The 19,866-nt window shown below is 61.8% G+C and carries 20 protein-coding genes; 5 read left to right on the top strand and 15 right to left on the bottom strand.

Annotated features, from left to right (window positions below; genetic code table 11):
* Positions 1-12: 12 nt before the first annotated feature.
* The 14 genes from GA829_RS28570 to GA829_RS28505 form a co-directional block, all read right to left on the bottom strand.
* Positions 13-639, bottom strand: coding sequence for a sarcosine oxidase subunit gamma (locus GA829_RS28570; protein ID WP_195175903.1), 627 nt, complete (start codon positions 637-639; stop codon positions 13-15).
* On the bottom strand, positions 632-3,613 hold the full coding sequence (locus tag GA829_RS28565) for a sarcosine oxidase subunit alpha (protein WP_195175902.1): 2,982 nt from the start codon (positions 3,611-3,613) through the stop codon (positions 632-634). Before GA829_RS28565 ends, GA829_RS28570 begins: the two co-directional genes overlap by 8 nt.
* 235 nt (positions 3,614-3,848) lie before the next feature.
* The gene (locus tag GA829_RS28560) at positions 3,849-4,124 is read right to left on the bottom strand and encodes a sarcosine oxidase subunit delta (protein ID WP_195175901.1); all 276 of its coding nucleotides are present in this window, start codon (positions 4,122-4,124) and stop codon (positions 3,849-3,851) included.
* A 16-nt stretch (positions 4,125-4,140) separates the two neighbouring features.
* Positions 4,141-5,394 (bottom strand): sarcosine oxidase subunit beta family protein, encoded by a 1,254-nt coding sequence (locus GA829_RS28555; protein ID WP_195175900.1) that lies wholly within the window; start codon positions 5,392-5,394, stop codon positions 4,141-4,143.
* A 36-nt stretch (positions 5,395-5,430) separates the two neighbouring features.
* A complete protein-coding gene (gene glnT / locus GA829_RS28550) occupies positions 5,431-6,738 on the bottom strand; it encodes a type III glutamate--ammonia ligase (protein WP_195175899.1) in 1,308 nt (435 codons plus the stop codon).
* Between the two features lie 91 nt (positions 6,739-6,829).
* The gene (locus GA829_RS28545; RefSeq protein ID WP_195175898.1) at positions 6,830-8,158 is read right to left on the bottom strand and encodes an FMN-binding glutamate synthase family protein; all 1,329 of its coding nucleotides are present in this window, start codon (positions 8,156-8,158) and stop codon (positions 6,830-6,832) included.
* A gap of 6 nt (positions 8,159-8,164) precedes the next feature.
* Positions 8,165-8,896, bottom strand: coding sequence for a GltB/FmdC/FwdC-like GXGXG domain-containing protein (locus tag GA829_RS28540; protein ID WP_195175897.1), 732 nt, complete (start codon positions 8,894-8,896; stop codon positions 8,165-8,167).
* Positions 8,897-8,900: 4 nt separating this feature from the next.
* Positions 8,901-9,797 carry a class II glutamine amidotransferase gene (locus GA829_RS28535; RefSeq protein ID WP_195175896.1) on the bottom strand — a complete coding sequence of 299 codons (897 nt, stop codon included), beginning with the start codon at positions 9,795-9,797 and terminating at the stop codon, positions 8,901-8,903.
* 82 nt (positions 9,798-9,879) lie between these two features.
* Positions 9,880-10,203: a hypothetical protein gene (locus GA829_RS28530; RefSeq protein WP_195175895.1), complete on the bottom strand. Its 324-nt coding sequence runs from the start codon at positions 10,201-10,203 to the stop codon at positions 9,880-9,882.
* Positions 10,200-10,889, bottom strand: a complete 690-nt coding sequence (locus GA829_RS28525; RefSeq protein WP_195175894.1) for a hypothetical protein — start codon at positions 10,887-10,889, stop codon at positions 10,200-10,202. Before GA829_RS28525 ends, GA829_RS28530 begins: the two co-directional genes overlap by 4 nt.
* Positions 10,890-10,935: 46 nt before the next feature.
* Complete coding sequence (locus GA829_RS28520) at positions 10,936-12,330, bottom strand: APC family permease (RefSeq protein ID WP_195175893.1); 1,395 nt, start codon at positions 12,328-12,330, stop codon at positions 10,936-10,938.
* A 14-nt stretch (positions 12,331-12,344) separates the two neighbouring features.
* Positions 12,345-12,500 carry a hypothetical protein gene (locus GA829_RS28515; RefSeq protein WP_195179904.1) on the bottom strand — a complete coding sequence of 52 codons (156 nt, stop codon included), beginning with the start codon at positions 12,498-12,500 and terminating at the stop codon, positions 12,345-12,347.
* Between the two features lie 37 nt (positions 12,501-12,537).
* Positions 12,538-12,915 (bottom strand): hypothetical protein, encoded by a 378-nt coding sequence (locus tag GA829_RS28510; protein ID WP_195175892.1) that lies wholly within the window; start codon positions 12,913-12,915, stop codon positions 12,538-12,540.
* 12 nt (positions 12,916-12,927) lie between these two features.
* Complete coding sequence (locus tag GA829_RS28505) at positions 12,928-13,215, bottom strand: hypothetical protein (RefSeq protein WP_195175891.1); 288 nt, start codon at positions 13,213-13,215, stop codon at positions 12,928-12,930.
* Between the two features lie 286 nt (positions 13,216-13,501).
* On the opposite strand from GA829_RS28505, the gene GA829_RS28500 reads away from it, so the two are divergent.
* The 4 genes from GA829_RS28500 to GA829_RS28485 are packed head-to-tail and all read left to right on the top strand — an operon-like array spanning position 13,502 to position 17,261.
* Positions 13,502-14,635, top strand: coding sequence for an aminomethyltransferase family protein (locus tag GA829_RS28500; RefSeq protein WP_195175890.1), 1,134 nt, complete (start codon positions 13,502-13,504; stop codon positions 14,633-14,635).
* A 14-nt stretch (positions 14,636-14,649) separates the two neighbouring features.
* Entirely contained in the window at positions 14,650-15,249 is a 600-nt protein-coding gene (locus GA829_RS28495; protein ID WP_195175889.1) for a dimethylamine monooxygenase subunit DmmA family protein, read from the top strand.
* The gene (locus GA829_RS28490; protein WP_195175888.1) at positions 15,246-16,211 is read left to right on the top strand and encodes a PDR/VanB family oxidoreductase; all 966 of its coding nucleotides are present in this window, start codon (positions 15,246-15,248) and stop codon (positions 16,209-16,211) included. The genes GA829_RS28495 and GA829_RS28490 overlap by 4 nt, the downstream gene beginning before the upstream one ends.
* Before the next feature lie 9 nt (positions 16,212-16,220).
* Complete coding sequence (locus tag GA829_RS28485; RefSeq protein ID WP_195175887.1) at positions 16,221-17,261, top strand: heme-dependent oxidative N-demethylase family protein; 1,041 nt, start codon at positions 16,221-16,223, stop codon at positions 17,259-17,261.
* Positions 17,262-17,424: 163 nt separating this feature from the next.
* Here GA829_RS28485 and GA829_RS28480 read toward each other — a convergent pair whose 3' ends face one another.
* Positions 17,425-18,147, bottom strand: a complete 723-nt coding sequence (locus GA829_RS28480; protein ID WP_195175886.1) for a helix-turn-helix domain-containing protein — start codon at positions 18,145-18,147, stop codon at positions 17,425-17,427.
* 317 nt (positions 18,148-18,464) lie between these two features.
* Between GA829_RS28480 and GA829_RS28475 the strand changes: the two genes are divergently transcribed.
* Entirely contained in the window at positions 18,465-19,823 is a 1,359-nt protein-coding gene (locus GA829_RS28475; RefSeq protein ID WP_195175885.1) for an NAD(P)-binding domain-containing protein, read from the top strand.
* Positions 19,824-19,866: the final 43 nt, after the last annotated feature.

Here is a 19,866-nt window from a genome sequence, read left to right as displayed (position 1 = left end):
GCGCGCGCAATGCTACGCAAAATCCTCCGAATGGCTGATATCGATTCCATATTCCGCACCCGCGTCAAGCATCATGTGCCACAGGCTCTCGCCGAAGGTCGCAAACACCAGAAGGTTGAACACGGCTTGCCCATCCACCCCATCATTGCCGCGCCAGAGCGTGACGCTGGTGTGATCCATCGATGTCGTGGCGGCAGCGCCGATCGCGAACGCCGCTGCGTGCAGGTCGATCGACGACAGTTTGGCCAGCATGGCCCGCGATTTCGTGCCTGAGATGCTGATCAGCACCCGCGCATGCGATTGGTCGGACAGCGAGGCCGAGAGCGAAAACATCTGGCCGAGCGCATCTATCCCATGTCTGCCGCCCTTCGACAGGACAAAGAACTGGTCCGGTCCCGACCAGATCAGCGTGGCATCCGCCACGTTGATTGCCTTTGGTGTCTCCGGTGCCGCCACACCGAAGCGTCCTTGCGCGGCCTTGACCATCTCGGCCGACTTGCCGCGTCGTGCCATCGCCTGAACCAGGTCGAAATTCCTAATTTCGGTTAGCGACACCCCGGCCTCGCCCGACGCGCCATGGAGGCCGGAAACCAGCACGCGTTCGAGCGGACTGCGGACGTCCCAGGAAAATTCAGCCACGCTGGCGCCCTCCTTCCGGATCATAGAAGACGGGATTGCAAAGCTCGACATCATAGTCTTCGCCACGCAGAGGGTCATGCGCATGGACGATCTCGCCAATGCGTTCTCGACCGCGCTCGACAAGCCCGAGCCCGATCCATTGGTCGAGCATCGGCGAGAAGCAGACCGAGGTGACATAGCCCTGGTCGTTACCAGGACCAGGTGTCTGCCCTTTTGGAATGATATGCGCGCCGGAGCGCAGGCGGCGCGCCTTGTCCACGGGTTTGATGCCGACCACGACCTGGCGATCCGGCGCGACCAGCGCCTCTCGTCCGGACATGACGCGGCCGATGAAATCCTTCTTGGTCGACATCATCTTGCCGAGGCCGAGATCGGCTGATGTCGTCGTGCCGCTGAGCTCCGGTCCGGCGATGTGGCCCTTTTCGACGCGCATGACGCCGAGCGCCTCGGTGCCGTAGGGCGTCACCCCAAAGGGCTTGCCTGCCTGCATCAGGTTGCGCGCCATCGCTTCGCCGAAGCGCGCCGGCACGGAAATCTCGAAGGCCATTTCGCCGGAGAACGAGATGCGGAACAGCCTTGCCTTGATCCCGCCGCGCAACGCCACCTCGCGCACGCCCATGAATGGGAAGCCTTCGTTCGACAGGTCCTCGCTCGGATCGACAATTTCCCTGAGCAGGTCGCGCGTCTTGGGCCCCGCGATCGAGAATTGCGCCCACTGGTCGGAGACCGAGGTCAGCTGCACATCGAGTTCGGCAAACAGCACCTGCCGGCAGAATTCGAGATGCTGCATCACCAGCCCGGCCTTCGCGGTGGTTGTGGTCAGGAAATAATGATCCTCGGCCAGTCGTGAGGTGGTGCCGTCATCGTAGACGAGGCCATCTTCGCGCAGCATCAGCCCGTAGCGTGCCTTGCCGACGGCGAGGTTGGAGAAAGTGTTGATATAGACGCGATCAAGGAAAGCGCCGGCATCAGGGCCGTGCACGTCGATCTTGCCCAGGGTCGAGACATCGCAGAAGCCGACGCCCGAGCGCACCGCCCTGACCTCGCGGGTCACGGATTCCAGCCAGTCCTTCTCGCCCGCACGCGGATACCATTGGGCACGCTTCCACAGGCCGGTATCAACGAAGATCGCACCTTGTTCCGCCGCCCAGTGGTGCGACGGCGTTAGCCTTGTCGCGTGAAAAGTCTCGTCGCGGTGATGGCCGGCGAAGGCACCGATGGCGACTGGCACATAAGGCGGACGGTAGATCGTCGTGCCGGTGTCCGGGATCGATCGGCCGCTCACCGCCGCCATGATGGCAAGGCCGGCGACATTCGAGGTCTTGCCCTGGTCGGTGGCCATGCCAAGCGTCGTATAGCGCTTGAGATGCTCGACTGATTCAAAGCCCTCGCGCTGCGCCAGTTCGATGTCGGAAGCAGTCACGTCATGCTGGTAGTCGACGAAGGCCTTGCCCTTGCCAGCGACATGCCAAAGCGGTGTCAGCGAGAAGGTCTCGTCATCGGCGATTGGCGCCGAGCCAGTCTTATCGCTGTGTCCGGCGTCACGCGCCGCCGCCGCGCCGGCGGCAAACCCTTGGGCAAGGCAAGCGCCGAGCCCGAACGATCCATTGGCGGCACCTGCGGCGACCATGCCGGGCGGTGCGCCATCCGGCACGAAGGCAGCGATGTCGTCCTGCCATTTCGGCCGGCCGCGATGAAAGGAGGTCAGGCCCACGGCGGGGTTCCAGCCGCCGGAAACGGCAAGCCCATCAGCCTCCACTTCGGCCCGCGCACCACCGGTCAGCGACACCGCGATCTTCTTGACGCCATCCTTGCCGCCGTCGATGCCGCTGACGGCACCATGCAGCACGGTAAAGCCGTTCTTAGAGGCCAGCGAGCGATGCGCCGACGACACGTCCGGCCGTGCATCGATGACCGCCGCGATCTGCAGCCCGGCACCAAGTGCTGCTTCGACCGTGCGCCAGCCATCCTCATTGTTGGTGAACAGGGCGATCCGCTTTGCCGGGGTCGCGGCATAGCGACCGACATAAGTGCGCATGGCCGATGCCATCATGACGCCCGGCGTGTCGTTGCCGGCGAAGACGATAGGCCGTTCGAGCGCGCCGGCGGCGACGATGCAGCGCTTGGCTACGATCCGCCACAGCCGCTGGCGCACCTGATGCTCACGTGGCACGGGCAGATGGTCATTGACCCGCTCCAACGCGCCATAGGTGCCGCCGTCATAGACACCGAACAGCGTCGTGCGGGTCATGATGCGCACGTCGGGCATCGCGGCAAGTTCGGCTAGCGTGCGCGAAATCCATTCGGCTGCCGGCAGTCCACCGATGATGCCGCTGTCAGACAGCAGGCGGCCGCCGAGCGCGAAATCCTCTTCGCACAAGATGACGCGCGCACCGGTACGGCCAGCGGCCAATGCCGCCGCCAGGCCAGTTGGGCCGGATCCGGCGATCAGCACATCGCAATGCGCCCAGGCCTTGTCATAGTGGTCGGGATCGGCGACGCCGGCGGCGCGGCCAAGGCCGGCGGCACGGCGGATCGCCGGTTCGTAGATGGCTTCCCAGAATTTCGCCGGCCACATGAAGGTCTTGTAGTAGAAGCCGGCAACGAAGATCGGCGCGAACAGCTGGTTCACCGACATCACGTCGTGGCGCAGCGACGGCCAGCGGTTCTGGCTCGCCGCCTCCAGTCCCTCGTAGAGTTCCGCGGTTGTCGCCTTGGTGTTGGGCTCGCGCCGCGCGCCGCTTCGCAGCTCGACTAGCGCGTTGGGCTCTTCCGAGCCTGCGGTCAGTATGCCGCGCGGCCGATGGTATTTGAACGAGCGGCCGACCAGCTTGACGCCGTTGGCAATCAGCGCCGAGGCCAGTGTATCGCCCTGGAAGCCGGCAAAACTCTTGCTGTCGAAGCGGAAATTGAGCGGCTTCGAGCGGTCTACGAGGCCGCCAGATGTGAGACGATGAGTTTGGCTGGACGTCACGGTTGCCGGCCTTCCGTCAATTCGATGTATTGCGGGAGGTTTGCGCTGCCCCTCATCGCCCTGCCGGGCACTTCTCCCCGTATAGTGACGGGGAGAAGGAGGCTGGTCGCAACGCCGGCTCCGTTCTTACAACGCTGGTGATTAGCGAAACCGTTGATGAGGGCGCCCCTCTCCCCGTCCCTATACGGGGAGAGGATGCCGGCAGGCAGGTGAGGGGCGGCGCTGACGTGGAAACTCATTTCGCCACCTGCTTCGCGCCTGCGCCCGCTGCCGGTTCGACCGAAGAAATCTCATGCGTCAGCGTGTTTCGGCTGATCTTCAGCCACGCCCGGCAGCCGCCGCCATGGTACCAGTTCTCGCTCGTCACGCCGGCGATATTGTCGCGCAGATAGACATAGTCGTAGACCTCGTCTTGCGAGGCGCCAGCCACTGGCCGCACCGACTTGGCGTCGCCGAGATAGCTGAACTCGCCGAGTTCGCGTTCGCCGCAGAAGGGACAGACAATACGCATTTGTTTTAAACCGCCTTCAATGCAGGTTCGGTTGGGCGCCCTGGCCCTTTTCGTCGATCATCGCGCCGCGCTGGAACCGGTCGAGGCGGAACTTCTCGGCCTCCTTATGCGGTTCGTCACGGGCAAGCAGGTGGGCAAAGACAAGGCCTGAACCCGGCGTCGCCTTGAAGCCGCCATAACACCAGCCGGCGTTGAGATAGAGCCCATCCACCGGCGTCTTGTCGATGATCGGCGAGCCGTCCATCGACATGTCCATGATGCCGCCCCACTGGCGCAGCAGGCGCACGCGGCCGATCATCGGCATCAGCGCCATGCCACCTTCGCAGACGTCTTCCATCACCGGCATGTTGCCGCGCTGGGCATAGGAATTGTAGCCGTCTATATCGCCGCCGAAGACCAGCCCACCCTTGTCGGACTGGCTGACATAGAAATGTCCGGCGCCGAAGGTGATGACATTGGGGATGACAGGCTTGATCGCCTCGGAGACGAAGGCCTGCAACACATGGCTTTCGATCGGCAGGCGAAGGCCCGCCATATCTGCGACGCGCGACGAAGAGCCGGCAACGGCCATCCCGACCTTGCCGGCGCCGATCCTGCCGCGCGACGTTTCGACGCCCGTCACCTTGCCATTGGCGTCGCGTGTGAAGCCGGTGACCTCGCAATTCTGGATGATGTCGACGCCGAGCGCGCTTGCCGCGTGGGCATAGCCCCAGACCACGGCATCATGACGCGCCGTACCGCCGCGCCGCTGCAGCAGGCCGCCTTGCACGGGAAAGCGCGCATTGCTGAAGTTCAGGAACGGCATCATCTTCTTGACTGCCGCGAGGTCGAGCAGTTCGGCATCGATGCCGTTGATGCGCATCGTGTTGCCGCGCCTGGCATAAGCGTCGCGCTGCGCGTCGGAGTGGTAGAGGTTGACGACGCCGCGCTGGCTGACCATCGTGTTGTAGTTGAGATCCTGCTCCATCCGCTCCCACAGCTTCATCGACAATTCGTAGAAGCCGGTGTTGCCGGGCAGGCCGTAGTTGGAGCGGATGATGGTGGTGTTGCGGCCGGCATTGCCGGAGCCGATCCAGCCCTTTTCCAGCACCGCGACATTCCTGATGCCGTACTCGCTGGCCAAGAACCAGGCGGTGGCCAGGCCATGGCCGCCACCGCCGATGATCACCACATCGTAGTGATCTTTCGGGGTGGCGTCGCGCCATGTGCGCTGCCAGTTCTTGTGGCCGGAGAGGGCGGCGCGAGCGAGCGAGAAGATCGAGTATTTCATCAGGTCATTCCAAGGCCGCTCGCCATAGACTGGACGTCAGATGTCCAGCGTGTGGTCGCGCTCCCACTGGGTGAAGTGAGAAGCATAGGAATTCCATTCCTGGTGCTTCAGCTTTAGATAAGCCGACGAGAATTCCTCACCCAGCGCCGCCTTGAGCGATTTATCCTTGTCGAATTCGCGCAGTGCATCGAGCAGGTTGAGCGGCAGCTTCGGCGCTCCCTTCACGGTATGACCCTGCTGATACATGTCGATGTCGTAGCGCTTGCCCGGATCGGCCTTTGAGCGGATGCCGTCGAGACCGGCGGCGATGATCACCGCCTGCAGGAGATAGGGGTTGACCGCGCCGTCCGGCAGGCGGAGTTCGAAGCGCCCGGGGCCTGGTACGCGCACCATGTGGGTGCGGTTATTGCCGGTCCAGGTCACGGTGTTCGGTGCCCAGGTTGCGCCCGAGATCGTGCGCGGCGCGTTGATGCGCTTGTAGGAATTGACCGTCGGATTGGTGATCGCGGCAAGCGCCGAGGCATGTTTCATGATGCCGCCGAGGAAGTGCTTGCCTTGCGCCGACAGGCCGAGTTCCATCGACTTGTCAGCGAAGACATTGGTCCTGCCGGCCTTGTCCCATACCGAGATATGGGCGTGGCAGCCATTGCCGGTCAGGCCCTGGAACGGCTTCGGCATGAAAGTCGCGCGCAGGCCATGCTTTTCCGCGATGGACTTGACCATGAACTTGAAGAATGAGTGCTTGTCGGCGGTTGCCAGCGCATCATCGAAGGCCCAGTTCATCTCGAACTGGCCGTTGGCGTCCTCGTGATCGTTCTGGTAGGCGCCCCAGCCGAGCGCCAGCATGTGGTCGCAGATTTCTGCGATGACATCGTAGCGGCGCATCACCGCCTGCTGGTCGTAGCAGGGCTTTGAGGCCGTGTCGTATTCATCGGAGATCGTCTTGCCGTCAGGCGAAATCAGGAAGAACTCGGCTTCGACGCCGGTCTTTACATGCATGCCTTCGCTGGCCGCCTCGGCGATCAGCCGGTTCAATGTGTTGCGCGGTGCTTGGTCGACGCCCTTGTCATCCATGATGCAATTGGCGGCAACCCAGGCAACCTCACGTTTCCATGGCAGCTGGATCACCGAGTCCGGATCCGGCACCGCCAGCATGTCCGGATGCGCCGGTGTCAGGTCGAGCCATGTGGCGAAACCGGCAAAGCCGGCCCCATCCTTCTGCATATCGGCGATGGCTTGCGCCGGAACCAGCTTGGCGCGCTGGCCACCGAACAGATCGGTGTAGGAAATCATGAAATATTTGACGCCGTTCTGTTTGGCGAATGCGGCGAGATCGTTCCCCATTATAGTTCCTCGCTTATGGTATTTTTGATGATGCTCTTCGTTTGAGAATGATCTTTTCCGAAAACCGGATGCCGCTTTTCGGGGTCATGCTCTAGAAGCCGTTCTTCCCCGGTATCCAGTTGGTGCCGGCCAGCGGGACGCCGGCCATGGCGGCTGCCTCGATTGTCAGCGCGACGAGGTCCTCGGGTTCGAGATTGTGCAGGCTGTTCTTGCCGCAGGCGCGGGCAATCGTCTGCGCCTCAAGCGTCATCACCTTGAGGTAATTCGCCAGCCGTCGCCCGGCGGCGATCGGGTCGACCCGCTTCATCAGTTCAGGATCCTGCGTGGTGATGCCCGCCGGGTCGCGCCCCTCATGCCAGTCGTCATAGGCGCCGGCGGTGGTGCCGAGCTCGTTATACTCCGCCTCCCAGCGGGGATCATTGTCACCGAGCGCGACAAGGGCCGCGGTGCCGATCGATACGGCATCGACGCCGAGCGCCAGGGCCTTGGCGACGTCGGCGCCATTGCGAATGCCGCCGGAGATGATCAGCTGCACCTTGCGGTGCATGCCAAGGTCCTGCAGCGCCTGCACCGCCGGCCTGATGCAGGCGAGCGTCGGCTGGCCGACATTCTCGATGAACACTTCCTGAGTTGCCGCCGTGCCGCCCTGCATGCCGTCGACCACCACCACATCGGCTCCGGCCTTCACCGCGAGTGCCGTGTCGTAATAGGGCCGCGCGCCGCCGACCTTGACGTAGATGGGCTTTTCCCAGTCGGTGATTTCGCGTAGTTCGAGGATCTTGATTTCAAGATCGTCCGGCCCGGTCCAGTCGGGATGGCGCGACGCCGAGCGCTGGTCGATGCCTTTCGGCAATGTGCGCATCTCGGCGACGCGATCGGAAATCTTCTGGCCAAGCAGCATGCCGCCGCCGCCGGGCTTGGCACCTTGGCCGATGACGATTTCGATGGCATCGGCCCGGCGCAGGTCGCGCAGGTTCATGCCGTAGCGCGAGGGCAGATACTGGTAGACGAGTTGCTTGGAATGGCCGCGTTCTTCCTCGGTCATGCCGCCATCGCCGGTCGTGGTCGATGTGCCGGATAGCGTCGCACCTCGGCCAAGCGCTTCCTTGGCCGGACCGGACAATGAGCCAAAACTCATGCCGGCGACGGTGATCGGGATTTTCAGCTCGATCGGCTTCTTGGCATGGCGCGAACCCAGCACAACTGATGTGTCGCAGCGTTCGCGATAGCCTTCGAGCGGATAGCGCGAGATCGAGGCGCCGAGAAACAGAAGGTCATCGAAATGCGGCAGCTTGCGCTTGGCGCCGGCGCCACGGATGTCGTAGATGCCGGTCGCCGCCGCACGGCGAATTTCAGACAGTGTGTAATCGTCGAAGGTCGCGGATTTGCGTGGCGTCGTCGGCGGGTTGCGATAGGTCATGCTGCCTCAATACGCGTCGGCGTTGTCGATATTGAAATTGTAGAGCGTGCGCGCCGAGCCATAGCGCTTGAACTCAGCCGGCTTGACTCCTGTGACACCGGCGCGGTCGAGCAGGCCTTTCAGGAGTTCCAGATGCTCGGGCCGCATCTCCTTGGCGATGCAGTCGGCCCCCAGGCTCTCGACCTTGCCGCGCACGAAAAGCCGCGCTTCATAGATGGAGTCGCCCAGCGCATCGCCGGCATCGCCCAGAACGACCAGATTGCCTGATTGCGCCATGAAGGCGGACATGTGGCCGATATTGCCATGCACGACGATATCGATGCCCTTCATCGAAATGCCGCAGCGCGACGAGGCATTGCCCTCGATGACGAGCAGCCCACCCTTGCCGGTGGCGCCGGCATACTGGCTGGCGTCGCCCTTGATGGTGATCGAACCCGACATCATGTTTTCGCCGACGCCGGGGCCGGCCGAGCCATGCACGGTGATCGTGCTGCCGCTGTTCATGCCGCCGCAATAATAGCCGACGCTGCCGCGCACATCGATGCTGACGGGCTGGTCGACACCGACGGCAACCGAATGATTGCCCTTGGGGTTGAGCACTTCCCAGGCTGTTTCATTCGAGCCGGGGGTCAGGTTGTGGAGCGCCTGGTTGAGTTCGCGCAGCGACGACTGGTCCAGGTCGAAAACCCTCGACGCGTGGTCGCTCGCCGCCGCCTTTGAAAGCTTGCTTGCAGGCATGGACTCAATGCTCCCAGAAATAGACAGTCGCCGGCTCCGGTTCCCAGACCCGTGCATTGTCTATGCCGGGCAGTTTGGTCAGCGCGCGGTATTCCGAGCCGAAGGCGACATACTGGTCGGTCTCGGCCATGACGGCAGGCTTGCAGGCGATCGGGTCACGCACGACGCCGAAGCCATTCTTTGTGCCAACGACGAAGGTGAAGAAGCCGTCGAGGTCGCTCAGCGTGCCTTCCAGCGCTTCGCCGAGGTTCTTGCCATGCGCCATCTGCGAGGAGAGATAGGCGGCCGCGACCTCGGTGTCGTTCTCGGTCTCGAATTTCATGCCTTCGCGGATCAGCTCACGGCGGACATTGTTGTGGTTGGACAGTGAGCCATTGTGCACCAGACACTGGTCGGCGCCGGTCGAGAACGGATGCGCGCCCATCGTCGTCACCGCCGATTCCGTCGCCATGCGGGTATGGCCGATGCCATGCGTGCCGGTCATCTTGCGGACGTTGAAACGATCGACGACCGCTTCCGGCAGGCCGACCTCCTTGTAGATTTCGACAACGTCGCCGGCGCCCATGATGCGGATGTCGGGGCGCAGCGTCTGGATCACGTCGCGCGCCTCATCGATCTTGCCGGGGCTGGTTCTCACCACGGCATGGGTCGATGCCACGGCGATCGTCACTGGTGTTCCCAGGGCTTTCGCCAGTTCAGCCTCAAGGCCGCGAAAGTCGCGCTCAGGCTTTGCCGACTGAATGGTGATCTTGGCCTCATTGGCGGAAGGCGCGCCATAGATGGCGATGCCGGCACTGTCCGGGCCGCGATCGCTGAGCGAGATCAGCATCTCCGAAAGCATCGAGCCAAGTTGGGGCTCGAGCGACTTGTCCTTCAAAAACAGTCCGACGATTCCGCACATGTCAGCCTCCCGACGTTTGTTTTCCGAGATGTACCGGATGGGCCTCTGGAATTCAATTGGTATGAAAAAAATTTTCCTGTAGTTACGTGTGGCGCTCAGTCTCGGATCCGGCACTATCGCTTTGCCGGCGCATGGTGTGAACCCAGGTCGCGGTGCGGATGCGCGCGATCTTGTAGGCATCCAGGATCGACAAGGCATAGATCAGGAAACCGCCGGCATGGCGGCCGACGAAGCTGGCGTCCGGCGGCGCTATCTTTGCCGTCACCCATGCCAGGATCACCATGAAGAAAAGGAACTGCAGCCCGCGCACCGGCACGCCGAGGATGACGTGGCCGCTGGCCGGGAGCACGATCGCGGCGGCCAGAACCGCATACGGGTTTGATGGAGCAGGCGAGGTGGCTGTCATGCAAGCTGCCGTTCATGCCGGTTGATGGAGTCACGAAGCGTTGATGCCGCGGTCAGCAACCTGTCGAGCAAGGCGGGATCAAGCCCGGCGCTGTCGAACGCGGCCTGGCGAAACACGCCGTAGCGTGCCCGGTCGGCTTCAGCCAGTAGCCAGACGATGCGCACGCCTTGCGGCGTGATCAAAAGTTCCTTGGCGCGCCCCTCGGAAAAGAGACCGAGGTGTCCGGCAATGATTTCCTGCGGAAAGCGCGCGCCCTTGCGGTCCGTCCGCACCACCGCCTCGGCGGGAAAGTTGCCAGGCTTCGGCAGCGTATGGCCGAGATGATCGAAATTGGAGAATGTCGTCGGTGATCCCGGCCGCATCATCATGTCGAAAATGCCCGGCACCGCGACCTGTTCGGTGATCGAGACGGATAGCCAGCGCGCCGGCAACTTTCGTGTCGCCAGGGTGTCGACAATCGTGCGCACCTGAACGCGCTGGCCATTCCAGGAGCCCGCCCAGGTCAGCACGCCCACCCTGCCATCAGAGACATTGGCAGCATCGGCAATGACGGTGCGGACGCTTGCTTCATTGGCCGCCAGTGCGGCGAGAGCCTTGTTGCGGCTGGCGCGCGTCATGGAGACAAGATGAAGGATGAGAGCCAGGGCGATCGCCCCGGCGAGCCATGCTGATGTCACGTCATCCACCTCATCACGGCCCGCCCACGCATCGGGCGGGTCTCTTCAACCCCATTCAATAGCCCTGCGGTTTTGGCCACGGCATGGTGAACTGGTCGCCCCGGCGTACGAACTTGTAGCGGTAGAAATGGAACCACAGCGAGATCAGGAAGTAGAAGGCGACCATGGCAATCAACTGCGAGCCGAAGCCGAGGAAGATCGCGAAGAACGTCACCACGCACAGGCAGAAAAGCACGATGGCCGGGATCGGGTGGAAGGGATGCGTGTAGCCACGGCGGATCGAGCCGAGCGGCCACTTCTTGCGGAACATGATGATGTTGATGCTCATGAAGGTGTATTGCAGCACGCCCGACAGGATCGAGAAAGTGATCGCCTGGTTGAGGTCGGCGATGAAGGCGAAGGCCAGCGCGATCGGCAGCAGGAACAGGATCGAGCGGTAGGGCGTGCGGTATCGCGGATGCACGGCCGAGAACCAGCTCGGCAGATAGCGGTCGCGGCCGAGCGAGAACCAGGCACGGGCGGCGTCGTTGATGCAGCCATTGGCCGATGCAAGGGCCGCCAGCAGTGTGGCGACGAACAACAGATTTTCGAGCAGCGCGCTGCCGGTCAGCTTTCCGGCGTCCCAGAGCGGATAATAGGTGATGCCGAGATATTCCCAGGGCATCAGCGAAGCGCAGACATACCAGGTCATGGCGGCGGCGATCAGAAGCGTGATCATGCCGGCCATGGTGCCGTAAGGCAGCGAACGGGCCGGCGAGCGCACTTCCTCGGCGGCCTGCGTGGTGCCTTCGATGCCGAGATAATACCAGATGCCGAACTGGAACGCGGCGATGACGCCGATCCAGCCATAGGGCAGGGCGTTGCCGGGAGTAACCAGTTCATTGAGCTTCAGCACCGCACCTTGCGTCCACGGGCTGACCGAGAAGAACAGGATGACGATCGAGATATAGGCGATCGCGGTGATGACGAAGTTGACATTGAGCGTCATCAGCACGCCACGATAGTTCAGCCACGCCAGCACAACGATGGTCGCGGCGATGAAGGCGTTGTGGTTGAGCCCTTCCACGCCCGCCTTGGCGACGATGGTGTCGCCCAGCAGGATGGCGTCCGACACTTCCAGCATCGTGTAGGCAAAGACGAGGAACAGCGCGACGTTGAAGGCCATCAGCGGACCGACAATGTGCTTGGCCTGCGCATATTGGCCGCCGGCGGCGGCGACCGTCGACGTGACTTCGGAATCGATCATCGCGACCGATGTGTAGAGCAGCCCGACGACCCAGCAGACGATCAGCGCCGCCAGGGCACCGCCCTTGTCGGCGGCAAAGTTCCAGCCGGTGAATTCGCCGACCAGCACGATGCCGACGCCGAGCGCCCAGACATGGGCCGGGCCGAGCACACGGAGCAGCGAGACCCTGTCGCCTTGCCCCGCTGGTTCAATCGCCATCGTCATCGGTCAATCCCCACTCAGATCCGGTGTTTTTCGGAAGCGGCTTCAAGCTCGCCTTCACGTGACGAGGTCAGGACATCCTCGGCATAGGTCGTGTCGACCTTGAACCAGTCGTAGAGCATCCACAGTGCGAGCACGATCGAGATGCCCCAGCACGCGTAAGAGAGTGCCATCCACATGATCTTGTCCCCAGACTTGTCGTCGAAATTTCTATTTGTCGTCGAATTTTTCGTTGATGACGTCGCGATATTCACGGTCGGAGGCACGAAACAGAAAGACGAAATAGCCGATCAGCACCGCTGCCATGATGATCAGCGTCGGCCAGTCTATGACGTAGTGAAACCGGTTCTGGATGATGTCGTGCGCTGTCTCCGGCGTGTAGCCGAGCTTCTCCCAGATCGCGGCCATGGTCGGGTTCTGGCCAAGCGCTTCCCAGGTCTTGGCATCGAGTGCGTCGATCGACTTCGCGGCGCCTGCAAGGCCCAGCTTCAGCGGCAGCCACAAGGCGACGAAGATGGCGACCACGACGACGACAATATCGAAGACCTGACCGGCCTTGCTTTGCTCCGGTGGCGTGTAGCGGGACATGTTCTCTACCCCTCAGGACTTGCGGTTGCGGAACGCGTCGGCGTTCTTGATGTCGAGCCCGTAGATGAAATCCTTGTCTTCCTTGTAGTGGTTGACCATCGCCAGGATCGCCGCGGTATTGAAGATCAGCACGGCGGCGGCCGCGGCGGCGACAACCACCTTGATCCCCATGTTGGGGATGTATGGCCATGTCATCACGAGGACGAAGAGGATCGTCGCCCAGAGGCAAACGATCAGAAGTACCGATCCGCGCACGTCGGAACGGTACAGCGCTTCAATGCGCTGCTGCATGTCGGACATCGGTTTTCCCCTTTTTCCAACGCCCGGCCCCGAATTGGCCGCGCGCTGCCCTCTTTCAAGAGAGTGAAATTTTTTTCATAAATTCAGGCCGAATTCTGGAATTGTCAAGCCAATTTTACGCTGCGTTAACTGTTTGTTCCATGCACCGGATTTTGCCTGACAATGAAATTAATTGCTTATGGGTATTGCAGGCCTTGGCCGTTTGCGTTCAATATTCAGCCAAGGCTCCCGCCGTTGAGCAGGGAGCAGGGAACAGCAGAGATTTTTCGAAACGGAGGACGAACGGATGACGGCATCCTGGAGATTTTCGACCCTGGCGGACCGCCATCGCGCGCTTGGCTCGAAGCTCGAAGACTGGAGCGGCATGGGAACCGCCTGGACCTACGACAAGGACGCCGACGAGGAGTATCTGGCCATCCGCACCAAGGCGGGGCTGATGGACGTGTCCGGCTTGAAGAAGGTCCACATATCAGGGCCGCATGCCTCCCATCTGATTGATTTGGCGACGACGCGTGACGTCGAGAAGATCTATCCCGGCAAGTCGGCCTATGCCTGCATGCTGAATGAGGCCGGAAAATTCACCGACGATTGCATCCTCTATCGCACCGGCCCAAATGCCTGGATGGTCGTGCATGGGTCCGGCACGGGCCATGAGGAACTGCAGCGCGCCGCCACGGGCCGCGATGTCTCGCTGCGCTTCGACGACAATCTGCATGACCTTTCGCTGCAGGGGCCGAAAGCGGTCGACTACCTCGCCAAGCATGTGCCTGGCATCCGCGACCTCAACTATTTCCACCACATGCAGACGCAGCTGTTCGGCTTGCCTGTGATGATCTCGCGCACCGGCTACACTGGTGAGCGCGGCTACGAGATATTCTGCCGTGGCCAGGACGCCGGCACGATCTGGGACAGGATCCTCGACGAGGGCAAGAGCCTCGGCATCATTCCGTGCCGCTTCACCACGCTCGATATGCTGCGCGTCGAAAGCTACCTGCTGTTTTACCCCTACGACAATTCGCAGAAATATCCGTTCGAGAACGAAGGCCCCGGCGACACGCTGTGGGAACTCGGCCTCGACTTCACCGTCAGCCCAGGCAAGACGGGGTTCCGTGGCGCTGAGGAACACTATCGTCTGAAGGGCAAGGAACGCTTCAAGATCTATGGAGTGCTGCTCGACGGCAAGGAGCCCGCCGACGAGGGCGCGCCGGTCTATCGCGACGGCAAGAAGGTCGGCGTGGTGACCTGCGCCATGTATTCGCCGCTGGTCAAGAAATCGATGGGTATTGCCCGGCTCGATGTCGATTGCGCCGTGCAAGGCACCAAGCTTGAGATCCGCAACAAGAGCGGCGCGATCAAGGCGACCGCGCAGCCGCTTCCCTTCGATGATCCAAAGAAGGCCAAGCGGACGGCGAAAGGCTGAGGCATACTTTGCCGATGGCAGCGAAGAGCATCATCAGCCGGCCGGTCTACGGAACCCTGTCTCCGCAGCTTGGCAGGCATCATCTTTTCGTCGCGGACGCCGAAGGCGCGCGCGCGATATCCGACATGGCGGCGAAGGCACCGGCCGGATTTTTCACGGATGCCCACATCATCTATATCGCCGGCTCTGGCAGCGAAGCCAATGTAGTGGCGCTGGAGGCCCTGGGCCCGGCGCAGTTCTATCAGGGTCCTTCCTTCGCCAGCGCCTTGCCTAGGCTGAAGCAGACGCTGACTAATGCGCATATGGGCCTGCGCGTCTATCTCGCCGGCACGGAAGGGCTCATCGGCCAGGCCATGCAGGCCGCACTGGAAGCCGGCATCGATCATACCTCGATGCTAACAGAGCATCGCGGCTCGCTGGCGCGGCGCATGCAATGCGTCCACTGCAAGGGCATCACCGAAAACGTGACAACGCAGCCGGCGGCCTGTTCGCATTGCGGCCTGCTGCTTTTGGTGCGCGACCACTATTCCAGGCGCATCGCGGCGTTTCAGGGCGTCTGCATCAATGCCGAGGACCGCAGCGAAATTCCTCCCATCGAGGAGGCCTTCCCATGAGCACCGGCACCACCAAGCTCGATGTTGTCGTGAGCGACGTCGTCCCGGTCAACGATCTGGTCACCCGCTTCCATTTCCGCCGGCGCGACGGGCAGTTGCTGCCGACTTTCTCCGGTGGCGCGCATGTCGTCGTCGAGATGCGCGATGGCGAACGGACCCGGCTCAATCCCTATTCCTTGATGGGATCGCCGCTCGACACACGCGAATACACGATCTCAGTGCGCCGCGACGATGTCGGCCGCGGCGGTTCGCTGTTCATGCACAACCAGGTCCGGCCGGGCCTGGAAATGGTTGTCAGCTATCCCGTCAACCTGTTCTCGCTCGATCTGAGGGCCAAGAAGCACCTGATGCTGGCCGGCGGCATCGGCATCACGCCGTTCATGGCGCAGACCACGCAGCTGGCGGCCGAAGGCGGTAATTTCGAACTGCACTACACCTGCCGCACCGCCTCGCTCGGCACCTACGCCGATGTGCTGCGGGAACGCTACGACCGCCGCGTCAGGCTCTATCACGATGACCTGGGCGAGCGCATCGAACTCGACCGCCTGCTGTCGTCGCAGCCACTCGGCACGCATCTCTATGTCTGCGGCCCGGCCGGCATGATCGGCTGGGTGAGGGACCGCGCGGCCGCCTTGGGCTGGCCTTCGGAAACGGTGCATTTCGAGCATTTTGCCGCGCCGCAGCCCGGAGCGCCTTTCGATGTGACGTTGGCGATCAGCGGCAAGACCATCCGCGTTGGAGAGCAACAAAGCCTGCTTGAGGCGATCGAGGCAGCCGGTGTCGATCCCCCCTATCTTTGCCGTGGCGGCGTCTGCGGCCAGTGCGAGACCAACGTCATTTCCGCCGATGGCAAGTTCATTCACAACGACCACTGGCTGACCGAGGAAGAGCACCGTTCGGGCAAGAAGATCATGCCATGCGTGTCGCGCTTCGAGGGCCGGTCGCTGGTTTTGGAAAGATAGGAGGCGAGCTTGGGAATTACCTTTCGCAAGGAAACGTTCCGCGATGACTTCACCTTCAAGAACAGCCCGGAGCACATCCGCCGGTTTCCGTTCCCGTTCCACGAAGACGCCTACATGTACGCCGTCAATATCGAGCCGCATGTCGTCGGCCCGAAAGGCAGCGTGCTGGAAAACCTGATCGACGTTGACGAGCACTATGTCGCCGAGATGCAGGACCGCGCCTTGGTGCTGGCCGAGGATCCGCTGCGCTGCCAGTCGTTGCCGCACATGACGCTGGCCGGCTGGGATCTGCTCGAACTCCTGATGGAGCAGCAGGCGCTTGGCTACCCCGAGCATTTCACCCTGACCCGTGATGGCGACCGCTGGCGCTGGATCAACCGGCCGCTCGGCATCGACGACACCTTCACCTTCGGCGACACCTCGACACTGCCTTACGGCCCGATGGAATACATCACCCGGCAGAGCCAGGGCGATTTCTGCATTCTCGACCAGCGCGACGGCAATCTTTGGATGGACGCCGGCATGGTCACCACCCAGGCCGACTGGTCGCTCGATTTCGACATCGGCATGAATTTCTTCGAGTGGCACGCCCCGGTGCCGCTGGCGCACGAGAAGGGCATTTTCACGCGCGCTTTGAAATTCCTCACCAACATCCAGCAAGGCAAGCCGGCAAGGCGCCTGAACTGGACGATGACCATCAATCCGCGTCTCGATACCAGCCCGGAAAACTACCACAAATGGGGCCCGGATCGCGCGACGGTGACGCCCGAAAATGTCGGCGACAAGGTGCATCTGCGCGTAGAATTGCAGAGCTTCTGGCGGCTGCCTCGCTCGAACGGCATCGTCTTCCCGATCCGCTGCTACCTGATCAAGATGGATGAACTGGTGACGCAGCCGAAATGGGCCAGGCGGCTGCATCGCGTGATCCGCGATCTGCCCGACGAATTGGCCAACTACAAGGGCCTGACCCGTTTTCGCCCCACGCTGGTCGAATGGCTGTCGAAACTGGATGACGGGAGTGCAACGAGTCCGGGGTTTGGGCCGGATTGACACTCCCTGAAAGGTGGGTGCTGCCCCTCACCCTTACCCTCTCCCCGTGAAGAACGGGGAGAGGGGTCGCCAGCGATGAAGCCTGTCCCTTCTCCCCGTCACTAAACGGGGAGAAGGTGCCGGCAGGCGGATGAGGGGCAGCGCAAACAATCCAGACGAAGTCTTACCCAGCGCTGTTCTGCGGATAGCAGATAATCGACAAATAACGCATTGGCAGCTTCGTCAGCTGCTCCGGTCCATGCGGGGCATCGGCGTCGAAGAACAGGCTGTCGCCGGGCTTCATCGGGTAGAGGTTGCTGCCGTGCCGGTAAACGACTTCGCCCTCGAGCATGTAGAGAAACTCCATGCCCTCGTGCTGGAAGGTCGGGAACACATCCGAATCCTCCGTCAGCGTGATCAGGTAAGGCTCGACCACGACGCCGCTGGTGTTCGAGCCGATATGGCCGAGCAGGTTGTACTGGTGGCCGGCGCGTGTGCCGCGGCGCTCAACGTCAAGGCCTTGGCCGGCCTTGACGAAGACGGCGCTGCGCTCTTCCTCGAAGCGGCGGAAGAAGGCGGTAACCGGAACGCCGAGCGCCCGCGACAGCGCCTGCAAGGTGGTCAGCGACGGCGAAGTGATGCCGTTCTCGATCTTCGACAGCATGCCAAGCGAAATGTCGGTGGCAACCGCGAGATCGGCAACGGTAATGCCGAGCTTCTTGCGGAATGCCCGCACCTCGCGGCCGATCGCGACCTCCAGCACCTTTTCACGCGTATCGCGAATGGCATGAGGGTTCTGGGTCAGTGGCGTCCGTATGGTTCGGCCATCGGCCCCGGCACTTTTGGGTGCCGCTTTGGTCTTTGCGGGAGCGGCCACAGGTTTGGGATCAGTCGATTTCTTTGCCACGTTGCCCCCGAGCAATCCGCCGATTTATTTCACCCTAGGTGAACATGTCAGGCGCCGATACAACAGCGCAACCGCGACAGCAAGCCGCTTGAGAGCGCAAGCGCATGATCCAGCTGTCGGCCGTAACGGAGTTTTGCGTGAAATCTCGCCTAGCGAAACACGGTTTCCGCGCAACGGCTGTTGACAGCATCGAAGGGGCAATTACTGTCCTGTCAGTGAAATTTGTTTCGTAGGAGCAATTCCAGGAAACGTGTGGAACGGTTTTCCGTCCGGAATTGCGTCAAGACAAAAGTCGAAATCAGATCGGGAGGCCCGGAATGAAAAGTCGTGTTGCCGTCATCGGAGCCGGGCCATCCGGCATGGCACAACTCAGGGCCTTCAAGTCCGCTGCCGACAAGGGCGCCGACATTCCCGAAATTGTCTGCTTCGAAAAGCAGTCCGACTGGGGTGGCCTGTGGAACTACACCTGGCGCACGGGTCTCGATGAGCATGGCGACCCGGTGCACGGCTCCATGTACCGCTACCTCTGGTCGAACGGGCCGAAGGAATGCCTTGAATTCGCCGACTACACGTTCGAAGAGCATTTTGGCCGGCCGATCGGCTCCTATCCTCCGCGCGCCGTGCTGTGGGATTACATCAAGGGCCGTGTCGAAAAATCGGGTGTGCGCCAATGGGTGCGCTTCAACAGTCCGGTGCGCATGGTCACCTTTTCCGACACGACGAAGAAGTTTACCGTCACCGCGCATGACCGCACCAACGATGTCACCTACTCGGAAGAGTTCGACAATGTTGTCGTCGCTTCAGGCCACTTCTCCGTGCCGAACGTGCCCTATTTCGAGGGCTTTTCGACCTTCAATGGCCGTATCCTGCATAGCCATGATTTCCGCGACGCCATGGAATTCAAGGGTAAGGATATCCTGATCATCGGTCGCTCCTATTCGGCCGAGGACATCGGTTCGCAATGCTACAAATACGGCGCCAAATCGATCACCTCAAGCTACCGTTCCAAGCCGATGGGTTTCAAATGGCCGGAGAATTGGAAGGAAGTGCCGCTGCTGCAGAAGGTCGTCGGCAAGACGGCGCATTTCAAGGATGGCACGACGAAGGATGTCGATGCCATCATCCTGTGCACCGGCTACCTCCATTCCTTCCCGTTCCTCACCGAAGACCTGAAGTTGAAAACCGCCAACCGCATGTGGCCGGACGGGCTCTATGAAGGCGTTGTCTGGGAGAAGAACCCGAAGATCTCCTTCATCGGCATGCAGGACCAGTTCTACACTTTCAACATGTTCGATGCGCAGGCCTGGTTTGCCCGCGACGTCATCATGGGACGCATCAAACTGCCCTCACTCGAGGCGATGGCGGCGCATGGCGCGAAATGGCGTGCGCGTGAGGAGACGCTTGAAGATGCCGAGCAGATGATCTGGTTTCAGGGCGATTACACCAAGGAATTGATGGACCAGACCGATTATCCCGGCTTCGATGTCGAGGCGGTCAACCAGACCTTCATGGAGTGGGAGCACCACAAGGTCGACGACATCATGAGCTTCCGCGACCACGCCTACCGCTCGCTGATGACGGGCACAATGGCGCCGCTGCATCACACCCCGTGGCTGCAGGCGCTGGACGATTCCATGGAAAGCTATCTCGAGGTGAAAGGCGTCGCGGCGGAGTAGGTCATGATCCCGAAAAGTGGGAACCGGTTTTCGGAAAAGATCA

This window comes from Mesorhizobium sp. INR15, from assembly GCF_015500075.1.
In the GTDB taxonomy this organism is placed as follows: Bacteria; Pseudomonadota; Alphaproteobacteria; order Rhizobiales; family Rhizobiaceae; genus Mesorhizobium.
Note: the sequence above shows the minus strand (reverse complement) of the source record. Positions and strands in the feature narration are given on the sequence as shown.